The following is a 24,908-nucleotide window of genomic DNA, read 5'->3' on the forward strand; positions in this document are numbered from 1 at the left end:
TTGGGGAAGGCTGTTGGCTGTTAGCTGTTAGCTGTTAGCCATTAGCTGTCAGCTATTGATATAAGGCTAACAGCTAAAACCTAACAGCTAAAACTGCTTCAACTTGATATTCCGGTACCAAACCGTGCTGCCCCAATCCTGTAAACCGATCCTGCCCTTGTAAATCCCTTTGCCGATCGGGGCGGCTTTTAGTCCGCTGTTGGCTACACGTTGTTTCCAGTCCGCGCCGTTAAGATCGTGCTCCTGTACGATGAACTCGTTTTGATATACGGTAAGCTTGCCGTTTTTAACGATAAAATGCACTTTATTCCACTCTCCCTGCGGATTACCTTCACGCAGCCGCGCATTCGCGATCCCGAAAAAATCACTCGCCCGGTGGGTATTTTCTTTGGCGCCTTCGTAGATCTTATCATCAATAACCTGCAATTCCAGCCCGGTAGTGTGCATATTCTTGTTAGTCGGATTTTCGTCTACAAAAAAGAAGATCCCGCTATTTGCAAACTTGCTCACCTTCCATTCCGCTTTAAATTCGAAATCGCCGTTTACCATTTCGTCGGTGACGATATCCCCTCCGTTTTTCGCCTTATTCCCCGCTCTTTCAGGCACATTCAATTTCACAGCTCCATCCTCGATGATCCAGGCCGAGCCGGGCGTTTTGGCATTGTAGGCATGCCAGCCTTTCAGGGTTTTTCCGTCAAATAACAGTTTCCAGCCGTCCTTTTTCTCTGCGGCCGACAGTGTATTGAGCGACTGCGCCTGTACTCCTATATAAAATATTGCAAATGCGAAGGCGAGGGATATTCGTAACATGGTTTTGCCTGGTTTTGGTGATCACATTGACAAGCGGCGACGCTGTTCAAAATACTGATCCGGTTTTTAAAATTTCGAAATACACGCGTGCAGAGCAAAAGCTAAACCGTTAACTAACCCGGCCTGCCTGCCGGCTAAATAACGCTTGTGATTTAAAGCAAATCACGAACTTTGGAAAAACCAGCTGCTAATCAGGTATCCACCGGGTCACACTATGCGCCTTTCCGCTCTTTTCACACTTATGTTTTCATTCAGTTCTTACTGGGCGCTTGCGCAGCATGCAGCGGCGTTTCCATCCCTCAATCAATATGTTGAGTTTATAAATAAATCAGCAAATGTCGTAACCGACCGTTTCGAAACGCTGCGGAAATATCAGTCAGAAGTGGACGCGTATCAGCAAAAACCAGGATTCTCTTTGCGCCTGCCATCCTCAGGGCCGTTGGAGGAATATTATTACAAAAAATGCCTGGAAGGAACCGGTCTGCAACCTGCTGAAAAAGTAAAATTGAACACTGGCGCAGAAAAGTTATGGCAGGTATTGAACAAGCTTGATGAAACCGCGAAAACGCTCGAAACGCACGTCAGATTGAATGCTTACCATAAAGATGATCTGAAACAGTCCAGCGCGCTCGTGTCGGAGATCGAAGGTGTTTTTATTGAGTTTAAAAATGAGAAAACTGTTTTTTACAAACAAATACAGCAGCTCTACCGAAAATACCAGCCTTACGATCCGACTGATCCTTTTTTGAGCACGGAACGGGAAATGGAGCAGATCTTAGCCAGCCAGCAGCAGCTGCTCGACTCGCTACCTTATTACCTGCGTGAGGCAACCAAATCCGGCTGGCCGGTTGAGCGCGTGCAAAAAAGTATGCTTCTCGACGAAAAATGGCTGGCCGCGTACGGAAAAGCGGTGACACAACTACCCTACCCTGCGTCCAGCGCAGCGGGTGATTTCAAAAGGGCCATCGCGTCCATGCAGGATATTAAGCGGCGGGCACTGGACGATCATAATTTCGCAGCACAACAGTCTGCCGGGCATGGGAATAGTGTCTATATCTCGCTCTTGAAGCAGTTCAACCAGGATTTGCTCGCGATGCAAATGTCATTTGTCAATTACAGTAAATCGGGGAAGCGGCTGTTGTTTTATCCTGCATTCAGTCCGGTCACAGCTGAGGAGCCGACAGATGCGGATATTGTAAAAACCGGAAAAACTCCAACTTTCGAAGATATTCCAACACCTTCATTTAAACTAAAAAAAGCAACTGTACCCGCCACGCCGGCTTCCATTCGTACCTTCAATGGCTATATTGATTTCATCAACGAATCGCTCCGGCAAATGCATTTGTTGCAGTTACTGACGCGCAATTACCAGTCTTCCGCCGAGTACTACCGCGACCCGGCAACCGCTGCAAAACGTGCCGATCTCGCCTATTCCCACGCCGATTTCAAAGTCCCGGTATCTGATTATCAGCTACTTAACAACTCAGCTGCTTCCATTCCCACACCTTATCGGAAGGTAATCGGCACGCAGGCAGAAGTGTTGCTCAATATATTGAAGGAAATGGATGGACTGAGTATCGAGCTCGTCAATTACACGGCTGAGAAACAGTATTTAAAAGATCAGCTGAAACGTTCGGACGAGATACTTGACAGGTATGCTGTGCTTTTCGGGATTTTTGATCAAAAAAAGGAACAGTTGTACAATGAAATCCGGCGTATTCACGACAGTTTTCCCAATGCAAATCCTGCCAGCTCGTGGTACGTTTCCGGCAATGCTTTGCTGCAAACTCTGGACGGGGATAAGGAAAATCTGTTTGGGGTACGGGCTTTTTTAGAAGGCAAATCCGATAAACTTCCTGAAACTGCGCAGGTTGAAGCCCACGCGAAGCAACTGATCGCCGACGAATACAAGAATATGAAAGGCTTGCAGCGATACGGACGCAGTAACGGACTTTGCCCGTATACGCCATACGAAGATCTGGCTGGCAATTCGCTCCGGTTTTCGGAGAAAGTGCAGAAGCTTAAACCGGCGCAAAACAGCTATTCCAATCCCTACGAATCGTTTTACTACTTCTATAATGGAGAACTGGTTTACCTGTACAACAAGTTTGTGGAGCTAGCCAATGCGGGTTTGTTAAAAGCTGTCAACCAGCCCGACCTGTTTGCTTTTCGCCGGTTAACAGCTTCAAAAACAATCGAAACACCAGCCGCGCAAGCCGAAACACCCAAAACCGCAGACAGCCAACGACCACGAGAGCAACCCGCAAAAAAGCAGACCGAAATCGCATTTGGAAAAACGGTCGAAACCTTTCACGACACCGTTTATGTGGAGCGCGTGCGGGTGGACACCGTCTATTTAGATAGAAACACACAGCAAAATGTGGAGCGTTCGCTGGAAGGTTATGCGGCCAACAATATGATCCTGCTGCTCGATGTTTCCTCGTCGATGAATTCTCCTTTCAAAATGCCGCTTTTGAAACGTTCCATCAAATCGCTGCTCACGCTGCTGCGTCCGGAAGACCAGATCACGATCGTACTATATTCGGGAAAAGCACGCGTAGTGCTGAAACCAACGTCCGGCTCCAAAGCTTCTGAAATTGCAAGAATGATAGATTTGCTGCAATCTGACGGGGATACCGATGGGAATGAGGGAATTAAGTTAGCCTACAAAACAGCCAACAAAAGCTACATCCGCGGCGGCAACAACCGGATCGTGCTGGCAACCGATGGCGAATTTCCGGTAAGCGACGAAGTGCTGGAAATGATCAAACAAAATGCCAGCCAGGACCTGTATCTTACTGTTTTTACTTTTGGAAGAAATGCGAACACTGGTCAGAGGCTAAAAAAACTTAGTCAGCTTGGTCAGGGAACTTATGCGCATGTAACGGAAGAAAGTGCCGACCTGCAACTGATCATCGAAGCGCAGGCCAGGAAAAAAGCGGCGAGATAAGTGTCCAAAGTGTTTTTCAAATCAGCCGATAGCCTCATTCAAAGAAGGCATTCCAAACCGGCGGAGACTCGACACGTGCGACTTTAATGCAACCGAAAAAGATTCGTTTTCCATATAAGGCAGATCGAATTCCGCCGCAGTCTGCTTAACGATCGCCGCGATTTGCGGATAGTGCACGTGGCAGATCTTTGGAAAAAGGTGATGCTCGATCTGAAAATTCAAACCACCCAAAAACCAGGTGAGAAAGCGATTCCTGGGCGCGAAATTAACAGTCGTTTCCAGCTGATGGATCGCCCAGTCTTTTTCCAGATTCCCCTGCTCATTGGCTACCGGATAGCTGGTTCCCTCCACAGAATGCGCAAGCTGGAATACGATCGTCAGTACCAGCCCGGAAGTAATGTGCATGACACAGAACCCGGCAAGTACCTGCATAAACGGGATACCTGCCACGAAAATTGGCAGCCCAAACAACACGACGAAATACACCAGTTTCAATGCGATCAGACCCAAAAGCATTTCACTATTTTCCTTTTTCGTCTGCCGGTTCACCCCCGATTTTATAAACTCATAATACTGGATAAAATCCTTGAAAGTAACCCAGTATAGCGTTAATATGGCGTAAAAACCAAATGCATACAGCCACTGAAAACCGTGCACCTTCGTCGTGTGGCAGTGCGGCGAGAGCTTTACTACGCCGCGGTCGCGAATATCTTCGTCGAGTGAAGCGATATTGGTGTAAGTGTGGTGAAGCACGTTATGTTGCAGCTTCCAGTTCGTAACGCCGGCACCCGCGAGATAGATTGTATAACCGAGCCACTTATTAACCCAGGCTTTCGAGGAATATGCACCATGATTCGCATCGTGCATAATGCTCATTCCAATCCCGGAAACTCCAAATCCCATTAAAAACCAGCCAATCAGACTCACCCAGAACGGCGGATTGAACACTACGATCGCAATAAAAGGAAGGATGTAAAGCGCCAGCAAAGAAATCGTCTTGACCACCATCGTGCTGTTGGCGTGGCGGGAAATCTGGTTGGTTTCAAAGTACGCTTCAATCCGGCTCTTTAGAGTCGGGAAAAATTGGCTTTTTACCTGGGGAGTGAATTTGATCCTGTCTTTGGCCTGCATAAAAAAATTAAATCAAATTGGGTTGGCAGCTTGCTATACTATTATCATTCCAAACGGGCGCCGCAGCTCCGTCAATCTATACTAAGAACAATTACAAATTTGAAGCACAGGCGATCAAAATCCAAATCTGCTGAAATATCAACTGGGAAGCTGCGTATTTTTGATATCAGCCAAGATATTAGCCACGGTATGCGGAAAGTGTTGCGAAAAAGTATTCGATTAAATGATCAGCAGATCAGGAAACTGGGTGATCTGAGTGCCTTCGACGGCTCCGATCCGCTCGAACACGTAACCCGCGCTATTGACGAATACCTGAAAAAGCAAAAGACCGACGTCAGTATTCCCGCTGAGAAAGAAATCCACGCCGAGATTACCGAAAAAGTAGGCGACGCAACCAACCGGGGCGCATTCTGGATATCGGGGATTGTTGACCGCTACGAATTTTCGGCACTCATATTGAAAGAACCATCACGTTCCGGCATTGAAAAAGGACGTATTTCCAAACTGTCTATCCTCGATCCGACCATTCGCGAAAGTACCAATAGCTTCATAGATTCCTGCATTGTGAACTACGACCGCGGCTGGGATATAAAGCCCAGCAAGCTGGCTGAACCCTATTACAACAAAGTAATGGCGCTCCTGGAAAAGGTAGCGCAATAGTGATTCAAGAATAAGAAACGGGGACAAAATATCAATTTTGTCCCCGTTTTCATTTTATCAGTAATTCGGATTCTGCTTCATATTCGGATTGGCCAGCAGCTCGTTCTGCGGGATCGGCCAGAGATAGTCGCGTGTCGGATTATAGGAACGTTCCTCCACGCGCACAGCCACGCCGGTTTCCGGATTGGTAGCCCCGAAAACCTGTCCGTTCATCACCTGGTTTACAATGCCCCACCTGCGGATATCGTAATAGCGCTGGCCTTCAAATGCAAGTTCTGCCTGCCGCTCGCGACGGATCAGCTCCCGCAGTTTTACCTGTGAATTGTAAACTTTCATATCCACATTCGGCATTTTAGATCGGCTGCGTACCATATTAATGCTTTTCAAAACCTCCGGGTTACCGAATTCACCCAACTCGATCAGCGCCTCCGCATAATTGAGCAGTACTTCCGCGTAGCGAATAATCATAAAATCGAGCGTGCCGCCTCGGGGCTGGCGGTCGCGTGGATCCAGGTACTTTTTGATCCAGTAGCCAGTCGCCGTAGATTTTTCCAGGCCGATCCGATCAGGATTACTGGGCGATGCATTAAACGGATCGACGGTGTAGGTATTGTCCACAAATTTTTCACCCGAAAACAAAACAGAGGCTAGCAGTCGCGGGTCGCGGTTGTTGCGGTGATTCGGGTTCTTCCGGTAAGCGGCAACAGAATCTGCGCCCAGCTCGAAGATCGTTTTTCCCTGCTTCGTTTCCCAATTGTCAACCACCGTGCTCGTGGGCGAAGTGTAGGTTTCTCCGCCAATCCCGAACGGAGCAAACCGTGTCCAGGCCACAGCCGCGCCACTCGGGCGGATCATAATGCGCTCATTATTAAGCATTCCCGAATAGGTAAACAATTCTGCAAGGCTATTTGCGCCGGCAGTTTTGCTGGTATACAGTTCATAAATATTCTTGTCGATCACCCTTTTGGAAGCATCGCGGGCGAGGGCGAAGTCCTTTTTATAAAGCGCAAGCCGGGCGATCAGTGTCCAGCAAGCCGAACTGTTTACCCGCCAGAACTCGTCGTTGGTATAAGTATCCGGCAGATTCTGCGCGCATTCCGTCAGCTCGGAAATGATAAAATTATAAACCTCCTCCTCGGAGTTTCGGCTCAGGTTATTCTCATTGGGTGTCAGCGATTTGGTCACAATCGGTATCCCTCCAAAAAACTGAAACAATTCCATGTGATAATAGGCGCGCAATGCACGGGCCTCATATTTCATGCGAGTTTTGAGCGCTTCGTCCATAAAGCATTTGTCGACATGTTCGAGAAACCGGCTTGCCCGGCGCGTGCCCGAAAAGTCGGAACTCCAGAACCAAAGCGATGTACTCCAGTTGCTGTTGTGCACGCCACGTGTAAACTCCTCGTAAGCGCCAATGTAATCAGCCCGGTGCACCGCCTCGTCACTAAGACCTGATATGATCATGATATTGCTGGTATTCAACGGCATATCTCGTCCATTGGTACCACCGGGCAGCGCGTCGTACACAATCCGCAAAGCGTCGCGGGCGTGGGTTTCGGTTTCCCAGAATTTGTCGTCCGTAATCCCGGTCGGATGGTTTTGGGTTAAAAAATCTTCACAGCCCGTGAAAACCGTCAGCATCAGAACGGTAAGTAGTATTTGAAATAACTTTTTCATCGGTGCAGCCACTAAAATTTGACATTAATACCAACTGTGTACACTTTCATGATCCCGTAAGTCCACTGGTTCCCAAGACTTTCTGGGTCCATTAGTTTCATCGGGGTAAATACAAAAGGATTCTGCGCATTCACATACAGCCTCGCTCCCATTGCCCCCACTTTCCTGACCGCCTTAACCGGCAGATTATAACCCAGCTGAATGTATTTCACCCGGCAGTAAGCCCCGTTCTGCATCCAGAAATCAGATGAAAGTTTGTTGTTTGCAGGTGTATTGGAAAGCCTTGGAAACCGTGCATCGGTACGCTCTGGCGTCCAGTAACGATCTGCATAGTAGGTGGTTGGCACGCCTCCGTCGGCTGTCTGATCGAGCGGGTAAGCCAGCATTCCAGTCAGTCGCTGGTCGCTTTTGCCCGTTCCCTGTATCAGCATTTCAATATCAAATTTTTTGTGCGCAAGGCGAACATTGGTAAAGTAGTTAACCATCGGCACAGGGTTACCGATTGCCTCCTGGTCCTGCGCGTCGATCTGTCCGTTTCCATTCAGATCAAGGTAGCGGATATCCCCTGGCTTGGCACCAACCACGGCCGGAACCTGAGGCGCGCCGCTTTCATTAAAATCGCCTTGTTGTAACAGTCCGCCCGTGCGGTAACCGTAAATACTACCGATCGGTCTGCCCTCCTGATTGATCGTGGTACTCGTGAGGTATGGTCCGTTTTGCAGTTCGAGGATCCGGTTCTGGTTGTACGACACGCCCGGCTTCACCGACAAAGTCCAATTTTTACTTAATTCCTTGAAATAATTGAGAGACAACTCCCATCCCCGGTTTCTTACCTTTCCTGCATTGATAGGCACATTTCCCATTCCACCTACAAAGGAAACCTGTGGTTGCAGGATAATGTCTTTGGTCACTTTATCATAATAGTCAAATATCAGTTCAAGGCTATTGTTAAAAAGCCCTACATCAATCCCCACATCAAAAAGCCCGACGGTCTCCCAGGTAATATCCGGGTTACCCCAAATGTTCTCGTACCCGTTCGTACCCTGCACGAGTGTCTGAAAACGGTAAAGTCCGATATTCTCATTTCCCAGCAAACCATAGGAAGCGCGCAGTTTCAGGTTATTAATACCGCGCACATTTTTCAGAAATTCTTCCTGGTGCATATTCCAGCCGATTGCCGCCGAAGGAAAAAAGCCCCATTGATGCCCCGGCCCGAACTTGGAAGAACCGTCCATTCTCGCTGTCGCTTCCAGCAAATATTTGTCTTTAAACGAGTAGTTCAGTTTGGTATAGCCCGACACCATCGTATTCACATCCCAGTAGCCCGAGCTGTTCTTTTCCGTTGAAAAACCACCGAATGCGTAAAGCCGGTGATCATTTTTGGTGAAAGTGTAGTCTGCATTGGCGGCCATGTACATATAGGTACCGCGCGCGAAACTGGCGCCACGCTGCACACCCCAGCTTTGCACCAGTTGGTTAGTTCCGTAATCAAAGAAATTGTAGGCGTCTGCAATGGTACGGTCCTGGTCGCTGTTCAGGCGGAAACTGAACTGACCTTTTACATTGAAATCTGGAAAAACCTCCCATTTCGGCTGGATATTGATCAATGCCTGCCCACTTTCAAAATCTCTGTACCCGCCTCTCTCCGCGTAAGCGAGCGGGTTCACAATATCCGCGTACCTGCCGTACATTGTGCGGCCATTCTTTTCAGGGTATTTGGGTAAAATGGTTGGAGGCACCCGGTACACATCTTCGAGCATCCGGTTACCCTGATTGGCATCCGGGCGGGTATTGTTCCGCGTATTTCTTTTTATGGCTAATAGATCGACGTCGAAAACGAATCTCTTATTGACGGTAATGGAGGTATTCGCCCGGATATTAAAACGGTCCATTTTGCTGAGCGGGATCATTCCGTCCTGGTATATATAGTTGGCAGTTACCGCAAACCTGGCGAGGTTATTGCCGCCGTCAAGTGAAATGGAGTGGCTGGTGATCGGCGAGTTTTCACGCACGATCAGGTTCACCCAATCGGTATTCGGGTACAAGATCGGGTCCGATCCGTCCGCAGTTTTCTGTATCACTTCATCTGTGTAAAAAGGCTGGTTACCCGAGTTGACGCGCGCTTCGTTGTACATCCGCATGTACTGCGGCGCGTCGACCAGCTTCTGCAAATAGGTAGGCGATTGCGAACCGACGTAACCATCGTAAGTCACCGAAATTTTACCCGGCGTCCCGCGTCTTGTCGTCACCAGAATCACACCATTTGCTGCCCGGGCACCATACATGGCAGACGCAGCCGCATCTTTCAAAACCGTCACACTTTCTACGGTCACAGGATCTATGTGGTTCATATCCATCGGGATACCGTCGACTAATATGAGTGGATCGGAGTTACCAAGCGTACTGATACCACGGATTTTGATCGCCGCCGCGTCGCCGCCCGGCATGCCCGAGCTTTGCTGCACCTGTAAGCCGGTTACCCCTCCTTGCAGCGATTGCGAGAGCGTTGTAATGGGCTTTCCGCTGATCTGCGAAGCGACATTCACGGTTGCGATAGAACCGGCAATATGTTTTTTCTTCTGCTCCGTCTGCCCAACTACTATTGCTTCGTCCAGGCTGGCGATTTCTTCCTGCAATGCGATGATCAGGTTGGAATTCGCTGATTTCGCAACGTATTCCACACTCTTGTGGCCCACCATCGTGAATACCAGCACTGCGTCGCGCGGTACATCCAGCGCAAAATACCCGTTTTCGTCCGTCGAAGCGCCTTCGTTGGTTCCTTTTATCGCGATCGTCACCCCGGGAAGTTCGCGCGGCGGCTCGTGCGTATCAAATACTTTTCCTTTGATCGTAATTTCGTTGGGCGCAATGCGGGTTGGTGACAGGTGCTCTTTACCCGCCTCTGCTCCGGAGGGAATGGTAGGTAAATCATGTTTATGCGCTTCCGGCTGGCCGGGAACGAGCGGCTCGGGCTTCATGAATTCGCGGGTCCGTTTTTGTTCCAGCAATACATAAGTGCCCTTTTTTACTTTTCTAAACTGAATACCCGTGGTTCCCAGCAACGTTTTCAGGTTTGTTTCAAATGACGCCCCCGACCGTATCGCATTGCCCGGCACAAGTACCTCGGGCAGGATTTTTTCTTCGAATAAAAGGTCAACCTGATATTTCGCTTTCAGCAAAAGCAAACTTTCTTTGAGCTTCATCGCACGTTGCGGCTCGGCACGCTGCTGAACGGGCTGACTTTTCAGCTTTGCCAGCAGCTGGCCGGAAACGAGCGTGGGTAAAGCACTGATTGCAAGCAATAGGAATAGCCGTCGGACTGATAATAGTCGTTTCTGCATAATCAGTTGGTTAGGTTAGGACGTAAAAGAAAAAGTTAAGGGATAGGATTAATCTGAAATTGCTTTTTGGTCTTGACGATCTCGAAACCGTACATGACAGACATATTGGTCAATAATTCTTCCGCACTTTCGGCAGGAAAAGAACCTGTGGCGGTTCTGACGGCGAGGGCTTTATCTGCGATATGAACCTCCACGCCAAATACTTCACGGATCTTCTCGGCAACGGCGCTCAGCGGGGTATTGTCAAATAAAAAACGATGTTCTTTCCACGCCATTTCTGCGGCCAGCTCTTTTTCTGAAAGCATTTCAACTTTGATCGCGCCGCTTTTTACGATGGTCGCGCGCTCACCCGGCTGCATGGTATGCGGCTCCTCGGCAGCGGCCGACGACAATCTTACCTTTCCTTTATTTAAAACCACATTGGTAAGCTGCTCGCGGGTGTAAACGGTAAACTCCGTCCCAAGTACTGTAATTAGTGAATTGTCCATAGTATGGACCTGAAACAACTGATGATCAGGCAAATGTGTAATCGCGAATTCCGCTTCGCCTTCCAGATACACATTCCGGTCGGAAACGCCGAAAGTCCAGCGCGGTACCCTTAGTACAGAATTGGCATTGAGGGTAACCCGGCTGCCATCCGAAAGCGTTATTTCCTTCATTTTCCCAAAATCAGAAGTGTAACGCTGGTATAACAAATGGTCTTTATACATGAAACCCGCGAATGAAACCAGTAGCAGGAAAACAGCGGCAGCTGCGTAACGGTACCAGGTAAACGTTTTGTTGATTGCAAGGTTATTTTGAGAAGTATCGGCAAGCATTTTTTCAGGCTCCTGCATATATTGTTTGAAACGCCCCAGCGGCTCGCCCAGCTCAGGATCGTACACCGGAAAGGTCGCCTCCCACTCGGCCAGCCAGGCATAAAACTGCTCCCGGTTTGCCTCCGTTTGCAGCCACTCCCCGATCAGCTTCTTTTGAAGCACGGAGGTGCGGCCGGAGAAATGTTCAAATAGTAATAGTTTGCTGATCGATGACATGGTCGGCTTTAATAGCTTATTTGAGATTTTGACAGAAAGGAATAATAAACAGCAACACCGACTCCACCCAATAATGCCGCAACCCGTCTCGGATCACGTTCAGCGCTTTTGAAATATGCGCTTCCACGGTGCGGGTAGACAAATTCAGCTCAGACGCGATTTCTTTGCCACCTTTTCCTTCAAAACGATTCATCACAAATACCTTCTGGCATTGTGGCGGAAGTCCCTGCACGAGGGCATTCACCTGCTGGTAAAGCTCCTCGTACTGCATCATTTTGTCGGGTAAATGTGAGTTCACCGGATCGTTTTCAATAGCCGCGTCAATGGGGAAAGTCTTGTTCTGCTCCTTCTGTAAATAATTGAAACAACGGTTTCTAACCGATCGGAAAAGGTAGGCGCCGTAGGAAATATTGACTGAACGGTAAATCTGAGCATCCCAGAAGTTGCAGAAAATGTCGGACACGATATCTTCTGCAATATCCTTTGAATACACAAACCTCACTGCGTGGCTGCACATAGGCTTGTAGTAACGCTGAAAAAGCAGCTCACAACCTTTCTGCACGTCGGTTTCAAAGGTTTTCCGAATAAAAAACTCCGTATCCGCCAACCCATTCAGCCCGGTTCCCGAAGGATCTTCTCCTGCTGCCCTCATTGCGCGCTCCTCTCCCCCGTTTTCAGAAGAATCAAGACTGGCGAATCCGATCATAAGTAACCTGTTTTGCTTTCTTAAAGTAGGACAGATGAGACGTAATAATTACCTAATGGTTTTGAAAAAAAATTTTGGCACTATACAAAAATGCAGTAAATGCTGCTGGTCTGACATCCGAAAGCGTTATTTCATTCTGAAAAAACCGCTAAATAAGTTTTCCTTGAACTAGTTCTCACAGGTTTACTAACAGTCACAAATTATTTCGAATTTCATGCCTACGCTACCTAACCTCCGCAGACCATGCATCAAAATGCCTACTACCGCCAGGAATATATCAACCTCCTCCGGACACACGCTCAGGAAATAAGCACCATATCAGCCAGCCTCCACGAACAGCGAAAAGCACTCAAAGTACTTCAAAATCAAGAGATCAATGCCGCCAGCAGCGGGCTGGGAATGCTGAAACGCATATTCCTGAAAATGAAACATATCCGGGAAATGCGTGCGCTCAATGATTCCATGGAGGCAAGCCTGTCCGCACTTCGTTCGGCGCAACAGGAAGAGATCTACAACCTCAAAATGAGCTGGCAACTCAGGCATAGTCTGAACGAAGCAGGCTGACCTCCCAATTTTTCCATTTATCCTTCTCCCATCCATTCCGAGCTCGACTTTTGTCGATGCCGAACCGGATTGCGCGCCCCGCTCATCATTTCTGCCAGGTGATTAAGTAAATCACACTTAAAAAAAGCTTAATATTTGCTTAACGGGTCTGGTATCTGCCCGATTTCAGATTTATTTGAATACCAATTCACTTCATCCAGCAAACCCGAATCTCTTTTACGCCACGCATGTGTTTCCGCGCCCTCATTTTATCATTTTTCCTGACGTTCCTTTCCGGATTGCCAAACGAGCTTTCTGCGCAAGCTTACGGGCTGGGGTTTGAAAGTTTTGAGGCTGTTCAGGACAAACGTACCGGACTCGACCTTAGTCCCGACGGCACATTGTGCTTTAATGAAGACTTTGAGCTTTCCTTTGAGCTTTCATTTTTGCCGGATAAAAGAAACTATTTCGGCTACATCGTGCGGCTGATCGAGGATGATAACCGGAATATTGATATCCTTTACGACAATTCTGACCTCGTAACCCACCATTTCAAAGTCGTTACCGGCGACCGTTTTTCCACGATCGCATTCAATATCCCCGCTCAGGATCTTTTTCAGAAATGGAATCGCATTCGCCTGATATTCAACAAAAAACAAAAAACGATTACACTGATTTCCGGTACGCAAAGCTTTCGCCATCCTTTTGAAACGAGTGGAAAAAGTTGCTATAAAGTGCTTTTCGGCGCTACCCGCTACAAGAATTTCAATACAACGGATGTACCGGCGATGAAGATCCGGAATGTGCAGGCGTTTGACAAAGGCGTCTTGAAATACCACTGGCCACTCGACGAAATGCTCGGCAACAAAGCGACGGAACTGCAAAGCCACCGCGACGGACTTGCAACCAATCCATTGTGGATCAAAAAAATGCACCACGATTGGCAGGCTTTAAAAACCTTTACCCTGGAAGGCCCGGCTCGTGTGGCCTGTGATCAGGAATCGGGTTCGGTGTTTATAGTCGGCCAGGATTCGCTGATCAATTACCGTGTCGCCACCAATACCGTACGCTATTTCAGCTACCCTGCGCAGTCGCTTTTTATGGATAATCAGGTGCTGTATGACAAGTCGCAGGACAAGATTTTTAACATTTTTATCAACGAAAAACAGGTAACATCCTTTGACCTTAAAACGGGTACCTGGAATAGAAATGTGCCCGATTCGTCCCAGAAATCGCATTTTCTACACGCCAATAAGTTCTTTTCACCAACGGAATCGTCTATTTACATACTTGGCGGATACGGACATCTGGAGTATAAAGGGAATGTTCAAAAATATGATCTTCGAAACAATAGCTGGACTGATATTCCAAGAAAAGATACCGTTTTCAACCCGAGATATCTCGCTGCATTGGGGCGCACCAAAACGGGTGCTTACCTGATCGGAGGTTATGGAAGTACCACGGGCAAGCAGATCCTGAATCCGAGAAACTGGTATGATCTGCTTTACTTTAATGCGCTTGATGGTTCTTTCAAAAGGTTATATCAGCTAAAATCTCCGGCGGAGGATTTTGTATTTGCCAACTCAATGGTAATCAATGAGAAAGAATCCAGCTACTACGCATTGATCTTCCCGAAAGATAAGTTTCAAAGCGAAATGCAGCTGATCCGTGGCTCGCTTAAATCTCCCGATTACGTGACTGTCGGTTCAAAAATACCTTTCCAATTCCTGGATACGGGTTCATTTGCCGACCTGTTCTACGACCTGCATACCCGCCGCTTCGTAGCAGTTACCCTGCACAAAAACAACAATAACCAGACAGTCGCGTCTATCTATTCGCTTTACTCGCCTCCATTGCCGAGCGCCGCGCCAACAGTGGCCCAGGCCAGTGAGCGCAACTATGGACTTTGGGCAGTGATTGCAGGTGGTGTAATAGTAACTGCGCTGTTGATCTATTTTTACAACAAAAAGAAACCAACATATCCGCCTGTCAGTGAGCCGGTTCGCGCCAGCGTACCGAAGTCGGCACCAGAAGAAATATTTTCGGCAGCTACCGATGGATTCAGCCCTATTCCGCTTCAAAACAGTATTTTACTTTTTGGAAACCTGCAAATATTCGACGAAAACGGGCGAGAGATCACCAAATCCTTTACGCCACTGCTGAAAGAGTTATTCCTTGTCCTGCTGCTTTACTCCACCCGCCGGGAAGGGATCAGTTCTGAAAAGTTGAAAGAGTTATTGTGGTCTGACAAATCGGCGGAAAGCGCGCGGAACAACCGTTCGGTCAATATCGCGAAGCTGAAAGCCGTACTCGACCAGCTGAAACATTGCGTGGTTTCGAAAGAGACCGGTTACTGGAAACTGAATGTGGACTATGATTTTCTGCGCGTTGACTACGCCGAATATCTGTCGCTGGTAAATGGAAAACGCACTTTGACCAAACAGGAAGTGACCCGGCTGGCCAATATTACCAAACGCGGAAGCTTTCTGTCAAATCAGGAATACGAGTGGCTGGACAGTTTCAAATCCGAGGTTTCGAATGAAATTGTGGACGCGTACCTCCGCTACGCCGCCTCTGTGAATATGGCCGAAGATCCTGAATTCCTGATCCGCCTGGCGAATTACATCTTTTATTTTGATCCCGTGAACGAAGAGGCGATGATCATCAAATGCAAGGCGCTGGCGCATTTGGGCAAACATTCCCTCGCGAAAGCGACACTGGAAAACTTCGCCCGCGAGTACAGCCGCATTTATGGCGAAGAGTTCAGCAAGGATATGCCGGAGGTATTGCATTCATGATCAGTCGTATTTCATGCGGATTGCATTGATCTCACTTTTGCCGCTACCTTTCCCCGAAACACTCACACCTACGCGGGGTGCACGGTCCCAGCGCGGGAGCCAGGGCGCTTCCATTTTGACGCTATTTGAGAGAGAATCAATCTTCTGGCCTTTCACCTCCCAGCTAAATTCGTAAAACCGGCCAAAGCGACTGTCGATTTTCAGGTTCATCAGATTAAATTTCTCAGGCACTTCCTGCGATTTGATCACTTCTCTTTTACCGTCTTTAATTTGCCAAACCTCGATTAACTCTTCTCGTACACCGAGCCCGAGCGCATTATCAGCATCGCCGTATAATACAATATTTTGCATCAGTTCATTCAATTTCATTTCGGCTGAAAAAGTGTAGTTACCCTTTTTCAATACCAATCCAATGAAGCTGCCCACCGGCTGCTCATTCGTCTTCTCAATACGCAATGCACCCTTTTCGATCGCATAGGAAGGCTTTGGAAAACGCACGTCATACACCCATGGAGCCTGCAAGGTATCACGGGTGTAGTCGAGTGAAAAACTTGGATTAGTGAGTATAGTGGCGGTGGAAGGCGCTTCTGCCTGGGCTGGCGTCGTTTTTCCGTACCTGAAAGCGGGCCATTTTGAAGCTTCGTCCCAGATCAGTTCGCTTAGTACTCCCTGACGACCTGTAAAAGTAAACTCCGTTCCGTTGTACGCATGGTGCAGGTAAAAGTAACGTTTGTCGGGCGTGACAACTACTGTTCCGTGACCCGGACATTTCCACGTCTCATCTCCAAAAAGTACAGGATTGCCCGAATATTTCGTCCACGGCCCTTGCAGATTTTCGGCCCGCGCAAAGCCTACCTGATAATCGCATTGCTCTCCGCAGCAAGCATTGCCGGAATAGAGCATATACCAAAAATTGCCTCGCTTGAATATAGCCTGACCTTCCGCGCCGCCATTTTCCCAACCAGCCGGATCGGCCTTGATCATCGTAAATTCCTTACCGGTCATTTTCAGTCCGTCGGCCGAAAGTTCGGCACCTAATATCTCGATAACCTTGTCTTTATCAAGCCCGTAAGCCTTCCAGGTGATGAAAAGCTTGTCTTTGTCTTCCACAATAAATGCATCGATCGCTTCATTGGTCCATTCGACAATCACCCCGTGATCCTTAAAACCTTTGGTCAGATCCTTGGTGCTCGCCACGCCGATGAAAGATTTCTGATCCGATTTCCGGCGGGCAGTATAGTATACGAAAAAGGTCCCATTGCGGAAAAACAGTTCTGGCGCCCAGTAGCTGCCCATTGTCCACTTCGGCAGCTCATCAAATACCGGTCCCACATATTCCCAGTCGACCAGATTTTTGGAAGAATAGATCGGATAAGCCGGCCCCCATTCCGAAGAAGTGCCTGCTGCATAATAAGTATCCCCCACCCGGATGACCGACGGATCGGCAAAATCACCGGCAATAACCGGGTTGCGATACGTGACTACCCGGGTAGGGGGCGCTTTTTGGGCAAAAAGATTGGTATTGAAGAGCAACAATAATGCGAACGCGAGTAACCTGATTTTCATCTTTTTCATAGATTGGATGAGCTAAGAAAAAGAATTATTTTAGAAATCAGAAGTTAACCCACGGATACTATTGCGCGCGATCAGGCTTTTGGGCGCCGTAGCCTGTGGCCCCATGGAACCATTTGGCACCTTGCCCGGTGAGCCAGAGGTAGTAATCGGCAGGTAAGTCTGCTTCAATGCCGACAAATTTACCGTCCCCGTTCAGCGGTGTTTCGCCCTCTTTTTTGGTTTTAAAAATGGCAGTACCCTCGTCCACTTCGTCGAACATCGCTACATACAGAGCCTCCGCGCCCGACATTTTGGCCCCGGCGATCTGCTTCCAGAGGAACTCGCCTTTTCCACGTGGGATCTGGTTATAAAGTGATTTGTCATTTTTAAGATTTCCCCAACTGAAACCAGGAAATACCAGCGGCGCGTAATCGATATTGTTCGTTTTGCACCAGGCAATATCGCCCGGCAAATGCGTGCCTGCCACGGAGGTATAGGAGGACGAATTATACCTGCCCACCGCCCATGGCATCACCACATCCGCACTTTTGATCACGGTATGCAGCAGTGGCGAGTTCTCCGTATCGTTCCCGAATGTGCGCCAGTAATATGGCACCCCAAGCAGGATAGATGCTTTTTTGGTCGGGCCTTTGATCTTTTCAACGAGTTTTTGAATATCAGAAACCGTGTATTTGCGGCCGTCGTTGAAACCTACACCCCATATTGCTACCAGCGGGCGACCGTTGTGGCGCAGGTAGGTCGGGTTTTGTTTGTTGTCAAAAAGGGCAAACAGCTTTTGCAGTTCCTCCCAATCTTTAACTATAAAATCCATATCCGCCGACACCGAACCGCTGAGATCGTACATGATACTGATCGCGCGTCCATACTTTTTAGAAGCTTTTAATGCGTTTGCGAGCACTTTGTTAAAATGCTTTTTGCCACTCTCGCCCTTCACCTCGCTCACAAACCGCTGCATATAAACGCCGTCGATATCATGCTCTTTCATCCATTTGAAATGCAGATCGACACTCTCTTCGTCGTAGGGACTGTACACTTTTGCAGTCTCGCCATTCGCGTATTTGAATGCAGTGTTGTAGGTTTTGGGATAGTCGGTCACGTCGGGCCAGAAGTCGATGGAAGATGAGCCCGGCTCGAACTTGCCCCCTTTCTGGTAATGATGCCAGCCCCGGCCAGCCCCGTCGCCCTCGGCCGTGAACCAGCCCTGGTACCCGGCCATCACCAGCCCCTTGTAACTTTTAAACAGCACGCCGGTAGTGTCGTATTTTACTTCTTCAACTAGTTTAGGATCAACAGGTTTCGCATTATCATCAGCCGCCTTGCAGCTTAAAGAAAGAAAAGGTAAGAGTAAAAGGAAGTTTAGTATTTTCATGATTTATGTTTTATAAAGCCAGCCTTACCGCCTTCGCGTAATTAAATTTCGATTCCGGCGCGTCAATGATCGCCCCGACGCGGAAGAAGTATTGGCTTCCGGTTTTCAGCACATTGCTGTTCGCAGCCTGATCCAGTTCGATGCGGTAGGTTTTGTTAGGGTCGCTCGCAGCGTTGATTTCCTGCTCGGCCAGCGCAGTCCGCATCGGTTCGCCCACGGTCGGTTCGGGGTGCGCATACAAGCCGATCTTGCGGACATTATTGATAACAGTTTGCTGCAATTTGAAGCTGGCAACCACTTTTGTCCCAACTTTTTCAATCTTCACATCTTTCACCCGAATGTAAGGCTGCACCTTGAGATCCAGCTGGGTGGCACCATTAACCTGCACATCCTGCGGGGTAACCGGCACAAAATTCCCCCGCACCGGCGCAATGCTGTACGTGTTGGAGAATACCAGATTATTCCGGTAAGAACCGTCATTTTTGAAGATCATCAGCTGCTTCGTCTGCGACTCATAACCATGCTCAATATACTCGATCGCGCTGCCCCGGATAATATCCTGCTCGACCGGCTCATTAGTCTCCGCATCCAAAATAGTCCCAAACAACTGCGCATCCGGCGCCGGATAATTATCAATACTGCATCCGGTAAGAAGGAGGAGCAGGAAGAAGAGATGTAGTTTTAGTGTTTTCATAGTTGGTTAGTTATAAGGTTGGGGAAGAAAGGGAGGAAAGGGAGGATGGAGGAACGGAGGAAGGAGGAACGGAGGAAGGAGGAAGGAAGAAGGAAAGAGGAAAAAGGAAGAAGGAAGAAGAAAAAGGAGATATAAACATAGTAATCCGGTTAAAACGTTGTATTTATCTTCAATGCAATAAATTATAAAGTTCTTCTCCTTTCTCCCTTTCTCCCTTTCCTCCCTTTCCTCCCTTTCCTCCCTTTCCTCCCTTTCCTCCATCCTCCCTTCCTCCCTCCTAATACTGCGGATTCTGTATCAAACCATTCGCTCCTATTCCCGGAATATACCGGTAGTATTGCTTGTAGTCGAAGGTGGAAGGGTTGCTTCGGGCTACGTTGGTGCGGATGAAAATGTATTTGGCGGGGGTTACGCGCAGGTCCAGGACTGGCAGGATCGAGTGGCGCATGGTGTTGTTGAAAGTAGTGTGGTACTCGCGCCTTCTGATCAGATCCCAGAAACGTTTGTTCTCGAAAGCCAGCTCTACCCTTCTTTCCCGGATCACATTGTCGATCGTAAGCGGAATGTCGGTTTTATGTCCGGCCCGGTGGCGGATATCGTTGAGCGCTTTTGCTCCCTTCACTTTATCACCCGTACCGCTTTCCACGATCGCTTCGGCATAGTTGAGCAGGATTTCGGCGTAACGGAAATCAGCAAAGTCGGTGATCGACTGGTTCCAGCCCGGCGCTACATTTACGCCTTCATTCAAAAATTTCTTGAAACTCACACCTGTCCGGGTATTGTTGCCGCCCCAGGTATCGAAACCAGAATATTGGGTCCTGTCAGCGGCTCCGTACGTATAATAGGTTTTCCCGTTGACAGTAAAAGGTTCGCCGCCCATGATCTGGGCATTGCCGTCGGGTCTGATAAAACCGGCTTGAATGACAATTTTCTGTCCTTTCCAGTTGGTACCCGGCAATATCATTGTCGCCCACATCCGTGCGTCTTTGCCTTTAAATATATCATTCGGCCCCTCGTACCGCTTGTATTGTTTCGACGCATTGAATCCGTTGTAATCGTTCAGATCATTTCCGGCCTCCGTCGTGACGATCGGCGCGCTGGCTCCGGGCTTGTCGTAGCTTTCATAAGCGTCCATCAGTTCCAGCGTTGGGTTCATGCGGCCCGGGTGCGGCCAGCCGTTTGCAGTCTGGTTTGGCTGAAACCAGATCCCGTAGTTGTGACCCGTTCCTGAGCCTGGCCTTGCATATCCTTTGATAAAAATGACTTCTTCCGGCGCATTGTTAGGATCTTCAAAAAGCAGCCGATAGTTGTTGGCCGCTTCTTCCGGATTGGCCGGATTTGCACGAAACAATGCGAATTTCCCCGAACTCATAATCGCCTCCGAAGCATCGGCGGCAGCCTTGTAGTATTCGGCAGCAGCGGATTTATCCAAACCTACCAGCTTTTGATCGACAGCAGTACCGGATATCGGCGAGCGATCCCCATACTTGGCCAAAGAGGCCGCATGCAGCGCAGCGCGCGATTTTAGTGCATAAGCTACCCATTTTGTCGCCCGTCTTTCGCCGCCCGGCCACGATTCCGCCAGGTTAGCAATAGCCAGATCACATTCTTTTAGTACAAAATCCCACGTTTCCTTCTCGGTACTTCTCGGCACTTTCAAAGCCTCTACATCTCCGTCATATTTCTGAACGGAAGTGATCAGGGGAACACCGCCATATCTTTTTACCAAAGCAAAATAGGTGTAAGCGCGGATGAATGAACTTTCGCCGATCAGCGCCTTTCTTTCATCGTCGGTCACATCCAGCGTCGGGATAATGTCGATCAGGATATTGGTGTCGCGGATCAGCTTGTAACCCTGGTCCCACCACTGGAAATCATCATTTCCGATAAAATCACCGAACTCTGTATGTACCGCCTCGTCGGTAACCATCGCAGGCGCAAAGCCGCCGTTGTTGGGGTCGCCCGTATTCCAGTTGAAACCCTGCCTGAAAAACGTAAAGTCTTCGATCGGCAGCTGGTAGTAAAGGTTGGCCATATATAATTTGACACCCTCGGGATTCGAGAACAGGTTTTCGCCCTGCAACTTGTCGAGCGGCTGCTTGTCGAGAACATTTCCGCAACCTAATGCGAAAAGGAAAACGAGCAGTAACGCTGTATTTTTAATCATTTTCATTGTTACAGCTGTTAAAATTTAACGTTAATACCAAAGTTGTAGCTCCTCGTCACCGGGTAAGTGAGCCCCGCGCCAAACAGTCCCTCGATTTTTTCAGGGTCAAAAGGCTTCACGAACGGATCGGCCCAGGTGAAGATATTGTGCGCATTTCCATACACGCGAACATCCTGAATACCAATCTTTTTCAGCCACGGAATATTGAAGGTGTAGCCCAGCTGCGCACTTTTGAAACGCAGGTAAGAAGCATCTTTCCGCCACGCCGAGCTCTCCGCATACATCGCGCCCACATTGTAATTAAAACGCGAAGCAGGCCAGGTACCCGGAATCCACTGATTATCTTCCGACAAATGCCAGCGGTCGTAGAAATACTCCGGTGTGTTTCCGCGGAAGGCAAAAACCTCTGCATAAACCTCCCGGAACCGCACGCTGTATTTACCCGAACCCTGAAACAATGCCGTGAAATCGAAACCTTTCCATTCCGCATTCAAAGTCACGCCGTAGTACATTTTCGGATCGCCGCCGAAAAAGAGCGGCATTGCGTCGTTTCCGTCGATCACGCCATTTCCGTCCACATCCTTATACCGGAAATCCCCCGGAAGCTCGCGGGTATTGCCCAGGTCGCCGTTCTGGATCGGCGCGTAAATCACTTCGTCCGCATTCTGAAACTGTCCTTCCAGTTGGTAGGCCCACACCACGTCGTTCCAGCGGTTGGCTGCCCCGCCGCGCCATTTGTCCATACTGCTCAGAAAGTCGCCGCGCTCCACGTACCGGTTCATGGTCCGGGCGCAGTTGAAATTTCCGGAAATACCATATTTGAAATCGCGGATCCGGCCGCTGTAACCTGCCGAAAGCTCGATCCCGCGAACTCGGTCGCTATTCAGGTTTTCTTCGGGTAAAGTTCCGCCAAACGTATTAGGTAAAGACACGTTTCTCCGCGCCAGCAGCCCTTTTCTGTCTCTCTGGTAAATGTCAAAGGTGAAGTCTACTTTATTGTCAAAAAGGCCCACATCGATTCCGATATCCTGGATATTGGATTTAAACCACGTTAGTTTTTCGTTTACAATCGCCGGTGAAGCGGCTCCCGTGGTATAGTTTCCATTGTTAAATTCATAACCGCCGCCGCCGGTGAGCGAAAAGCCGGGCACATATTGGAACGGCGCGCCTGCATCAGCTCCCACCAATCCGTAAGATCCTCTCAGTTTCAGCATCGAGATCAATGGAATGCGCTTCATGAATTCCTCTTCGGAAATCCGCCAGCCAGCCGAAACCACCGGGAAAAGTCCCCAGCGACGATCGGGGTGATAGCGGTAAGAACCATCGTACCGCGCCGCAACTTCCAGCAGGTATTTTTCCTTGAAATCGTAATTCAAACGTCCCACCAGTGATTGGCTCGCATATTCACTTTCAGAACCATTTGTTGTCTGGTTATTCAACCCCGCCTGATCGATCTGATCATTCGTGTAAAATGCATATTCGCGTCCCAGCCCCGCCCAGCGGTTTTTGGATTCCTGCTGTTCGTAAACAAGCGTCGCGCCGAGGTTGTGGTTTTTGGCGATAACCGTATTGTAAAACAGCTGCCCCTGAAAAGTGACGCGGTTATTATCGGAAAAATTATTGCCGATACGCGAAGGGTTCCGCTGCTGGTGCGCCGTATATTTATCCAGCGTAGCATCGTAGGAATACACGTTATAACTCTTCGAAACCGACTTGTTGCGGTAGTTATTGCTATCATAAGCGACCAACCCTTTCACCCGTAACCCAGGCACAAAAGGAACTGTATAGGTCAATGCAAAAGTGGATTGAAAAAATTTGTTCACATCCTCGCTGTACCCCGTCAGGTCGCCGTTTGCAAGCGCTACCGGATTATAGCCGCCGCTCAATAGTGCAGGATATCTTGGATTATCGTTTGCAAAAGGCCGCTCCGTGGCAAGTGCAATGCGGGTACCTTTGTAAATGTTGAAAAAGTTATCTCCCGGCTGGTCCCGCTTATCAAACAACCCTGACAGGATGATATCGGCTTTCAGGTTTTTGGTCAGATCAATACCGATATTAGTCCGGAAAGTGTATTTCTGATACCCCATATCCTTGCTTTTCAGCAGGCCGCCTTCGTTCTGATAACCAAAACTCGCGAAATAGGTCGCCGCACCTTCACCGCCCGAAGCTGAAATAAAATGCTGCTGCTGCGCCGATGATTTGTTGAGTACTTGCTTGTACCAGTCGGTACTTTCATAGCCCGGCGCGCCAGCCCTGAACTTCTCGATCTCTTCGGGCGAATACACCGGATTTTCACCCAGATTTTTCGCCGCATCATTCCGCATTTCAGCCCATTGCAATGCATTCGTCATGGTCGGCACGTCGGTCGGACTTTGTCTTCCGTAAACTGCATTGTAACTAAACTGCGGCTTTCCTTTCTTGCCTTTTTTCGTAGTCACGATCACAACCCCGTTTCCTGCACGGATACCGAAAATAGCAGCCGAAGCATCTTTCAGTACCGAAATGCTCTCAATATCGTCCGGATTGATCTTTTGAAATTCATACCCGCCGTCGCGCGCCACGCCGTCTACCACATACAGGGGTTCACCGAAACCGCGGATATTGATATTGGTACTGAAAGAGCCTGGTTCACCCGAATTCTGGCGGATCTGAACCCCGGCGATCTTGCCCTGCAAGCTCTGCGCAAGGCTGGTATGGGTTGTGGTTTTGATCTGCTCGGTAACGATATTGGAAATCGCGCCGGTCAAAGTTTGCTTTCGCTGGGTACCATAACCCACCACTACTACCTCGTTCAGCTCGTCGGTGCTCAACTCCATTTTAATATCGAAAACGGTTTGGCTACCCACCGTAATCTCCTGGCGCCGGTAACCCAGAAAGCTCACGATCAATACCGATCCTGAACGAGGGACAGACAGCGAAAATTTACCGTCCGCGTCGCTTGTGGTACCTTTCGCAGTGCCTTGCAAAACGATGCTCGCACCCGGAATGCTCAGGTTCTTTTCATCCCTCACCTCCCCTGAAATCGTCACGTCGCCACTTGCATTTTGCGCCAGCGAGCGACTATTCATCGTTAAAATCAGACAGCAGCAAATGCCTGCGTACCTGAGTAATTTTTGGAAATTCTTTAAAACTTCCCGTTTTAATAAAAGTTGATTTTCCATATTATCCGTTTAAATCCAGTTTCATTTTTGACTGATCCATAGGTGAGCACGTGGTTTCTGATCTGTACTTTGGTTGGCCGAACCATGGGTCCAAATAAAGGCGGGCACTATTAAGAAATCGTTAATAAAAAATTAACAGCGCCTGAAAACGCATTAATTTTTTAATTATCTGGATAAAAAATAGAGAAATTGGAAGAATACGGGCTAAGGGGAGGCTTGCCGGCAAATTTGTGCACAAGCAAAAACTCCCGCAGCCCCAACTAAAACGTCGGACTGCGGGAGCTGAAAAAGT

15 protein-coding genes are annotated in these 24,908 nt (G+C 48.7%); 4 read left to right on the forward strand and 11 right to left on the reverse strand.

Annotated elements, in window-relative coordinates:
- Positions 1–87: 87 nt before the first annotated feature.
- Entirely contained in the window at positions 88–810 is a 723-nt protein-coding gene (locus LZG94_RS11545; RefSeq protein ID WP_233792036.1) for a DUF1080 domain-containing protein, read from the reverse strand.
- A 214-nt stretch (positions 811–1,024) separates the two neighbouring features.
- Between LZG94_RS11545 and LZG94_RS11550 the strand changes: the two genes are divergently transcribed.
- Complete coding sequence (locus tag LZG94_RS11550; protein WP_233792037.1) at positions 1,025–3,760, forward strand: VWA domain-containing protein; 2,736 nt, start codon at positions 1,025–1,027, stop codon at positions 3,758–3,760.
- Between the two features lie 21 nt (positions 3,761–3,781).
- On the opposite strand, the gene LZG94_RS11555 is transcribed toward LZG94_RS11550, so the two are convergent.
- Positions 3,782–4,891, reverse strand: a complete 1,110-nt coding sequence (locus LZG94_RS11555; protein ID WP_233792038.1) for an acyl-CoA desaturase — start codon at positions 4,889–4,891, stop codon at positions 3,782–3,784.
- Positions 4,892–5,080: 189 nt separating this feature from the next.
- Between LZG94_RS11555 and LZG94_RS11560 the strand changes: the two genes are divergently transcribed.
- A complete protein-coding gene (locus LZG94_RS11560; RefSeq protein ID WP_233792039.1) occupies positions 5,081–5,551 on the forward strand; it encodes a hypothetical protein in 471 nt (156 codons plus the stop codon).
- Between the two features lie 57 nt (positions 5,552–5,608).
- Here the strand turns inward: LZG94_RS11560 and LZG94_RS11565 are convergent, their stop codons facing one another.
- From LZG94_RS11565 to LZG94_RS11580, 4 genes are read right to left on the reverse strand one after another with little or no spacing between them, the layout of a single operon-like run.
- Entirely contained in the window at positions 5,609–7,228 is a 1,620-nt protein-coding gene (locus tag LZG94_RS11565; RefSeq protein WP_233792040.1) for a RagB/SusD family nutrient uptake outer membrane protein, read from the reverse strand.
- An 11-nt stretch (positions 7,229–7,239) separates the two neighbouring features.
- On the reverse strand, positions 7,240–10,569 hold the full coding sequence (locus tag LZG94_RS11570; protein ID WP_233792041.1) for a TonB-dependent receptor: 3,330 nt from the start codon (positions 10,567–10,569) through the stop codon (positions 7,240–7,242).
- Between the two features lie 35 nt (positions 10,570–10,604).
- The gene (locus tag LZG94_RS11575) at positions 10,605–11,603 is read right to left on the reverse strand and encodes a FecR family protein (RefSeq protein ID WP_233792042.1); all 999 of its coding nucleotides are present in this window, start codon (positions 11,601–11,603) and stop codon (positions 10,605–10,607) included.
- A gap of 16 nt (positions 11,604–11,619) precedes the next feature.
- Positions 11,620–12,309, reverse strand: a complete 690-nt coding sequence (locus tag LZG94_RS11580) for an RNA polymerase sigma-70 factor (protein WP_233792043.1) — start codon at positions 12,307–12,309, stop codon at positions 11,620–11,622.
- A gap of 243 nt (positions 12,310–12,552) precedes the next feature.
- Here LZG94_RS11580 and LZG94_RS11585 point away from each other — a divergent pair, with 243 nt between their 5' ends.
- Both LZG94_RS11585 and LZG94_RS11590 read left to right on the forward strand, forming a co-directional pair.
- Positions 12,553–12,873, forward strand: coding sequence for a hypothetical protein (locus LZG94_RS11585; protein WP_233792044.1), 321 nt, complete (start codon positions 12,553–12,555; stop codon positions 12,871–12,873).
- Positions 12,874–13,100: 227 nt separating this feature from the next.
- Positions 13,101–15,650: a galactose oxidase gene (locus LZG94_RS11590; RefSeq protein ID WP_233792045.1), complete on the forward strand. Its 2,550-nt coding sequence runs from the start codon at positions 13,101–13,103 to the stop codon at positions 15,648–15,650.
- On the opposite strand, the gene LZG94_RS11595 is transcribed toward LZG94_RS11590, so the two are convergent.
- From LZG94_RS11595 to LZG94_RS11615, 5 genes are all read right to left on the reverse strand, one after another.
- Positions 15,651–17,225: a glycoside hydrolase family 43 protein gene (locus tag LZG94_RS11595; protein WP_233792046.1), complete on the reverse strand. Its 1,575-nt coding sequence runs from the start codon at positions 17,223–17,225 to the stop codon at positions 15,651–15,653.
- Between the two features lie 58 nt (positions 17,226–17,283).
- Positions 17,284–18,594: a glycoside hydrolase family 71/99-like protein gene (locus tag LZG94_RS11600; RefSeq protein WP_233792047.1), complete on the reverse strand. Its 1,311-nt coding sequence runs from the start codon at positions 18,592–18,594 to the stop codon at positions 17,284–17,286.
- 10 nt (positions 18,595–18,604) lie between these two features.
- Positions 18,605–19,288, reverse strand: a complete 684-nt coding sequence (locus tag LZG94_RS11605) for a DUF3823 domain-containing protein (RefSeq protein WP_233792048.1) — start codon at positions 19,286–19,288, stop codon at positions 18,605–18,607.
- A 277-nt stretch (positions 19,289–19,565) separates the two neighbouring features.
- Positions 19,566–21,461 carry a RagB/SusD family nutrient uptake outer membrane protein gene (locus LZG94_RS11610; protein WP_233792049.1) on the reverse strand — a complete coding sequence of 632 codons (1,896 nt, stop codon included), beginning with the start codon at positions 21,459–21,461 and terminating at the stop codon, positions 19,566–19,568.
- Between the two features lie 11 nt (positions 21,462–21,472).
- Positions 21,473–24,616: a TonB-dependent receptor gene (locus tag LZG94_RS11615; protein WP_233792050.1), complete on the reverse strand. Its 3,144-nt coding sequence runs from the start codon at positions 24,614–24,616 to the stop codon at positions 21,473–21,475.
- Positions 24,617–24,908: the final 292 nt, after the last annotated feature.

It is taken from the genome of Dyadobacter sp. CY343 (assembly GCF_021390335.1).
Lineage (GTDB): Bacteria > Bacteroidota > Bacteroidia > Cytophagales > Spirosomataceae > Dyadobacter.

Coding starts and splice junctions, on each gene's coding strand:
- LZG94_RS11545 (WP_233792036.1), bottom strand. CDS start 810: ATGTTACGAATATCCCTCGCCTTCGCATTTGCAATATTTTATATAGGA.
- LZG94_RS11550 (WP_233792037.1), top strand. CDS start 1,025: ATGCGCCTTTCCGCTCTTTTCACACTTATGTTTTCATTCAGTTCTTAC.
- LZG94_RS11555 (WP_233792038.1), bottom strand. CDS start 4,891: ATGCAGGCCAAAGACAGGATCAAATTCACTCCCCAGGTAAAAAGCCAA.
- LZG94_RS11560 (WP_233792039.1), top strand. CDS start 5,081: ATGCGGAAAGTGTTGCGAAAAAGTATTCGATTAAATGATCAGCAGATC.
- LZG94_RS11565 (WP_233792040.1), bottom strand. CDS start 7,228: ATGAAAAAGTTATTTCAAATACTACTTACCGTTCTGATGCTGACGGTT.
- LZG94_RS11570 (WP_233792041.1), bottom strand. CDS start 10,569: ATGCAGAAACGACTATTATCAGTCCGACGGCTATTCCTATTGCTTGCA.
- LZG94_RS11575 (WP_233792042.1), bottom strand. CDS start 11,603: ATGTCATCGATCAGCAAACTATTACTATTTGAACATTTCTCCGGCCGC.
- LZG94_RS11580 (WP_233792043.1), bottom strand. CDS start 12,309: ATGATCGGATTCGCCAGTCTTGATTCTTCTGAAAACGGGGGAGAGGAG.
- LZG94_RS11585 (WP_233792044.1), top strand. CDS start 12,553: ATGCATCAAAATGCCTACTACCGCCAGGAATATATCAACCTCCTCCGG.
- LZG94_RS11590 (WP_233792045.1), top strand. CDS start 13,101: ATGTGTTTCCGCGCCCTCATTTTATCATTTTTCCTGACGTTCCTTTCC.
- LZG94_RS11595 (WP_233792046.1), bottom strand. CDS start 17,225: ATGAAAAAGATGAAAATCAGGTTACTCGCGTTCGCATTATTGTTGCTC.
- LZG94_RS11600 (WP_233792047.1), bottom strand. CDS start 18,594: ATGAAAATACTAAACTTCCTTTTACTCTTACCTTTTCTTTCTTTAAGC.
- LZG94_RS11605 (WP_233792048.1), bottom strand. CDS start 19,288: ATGAAAACACTAAAACTACATCTCTTCTTCCTGCTCCTCCTTCTTACC.
- LZG94_RS11610 (WP_233792049.1), bottom strand. CDS start 21,461: ATGAAAATGATTAAAAATACAGCGTTACTGCTCGTTTTCCTTTTCGCA.
- LZG94_RS11615 (WP_233792050.1), bottom strand. CDS start 24,616: ATGGAAAATCAACTTTTATTAAAACGGGAAGTTTTAAAGAATTTCCAA.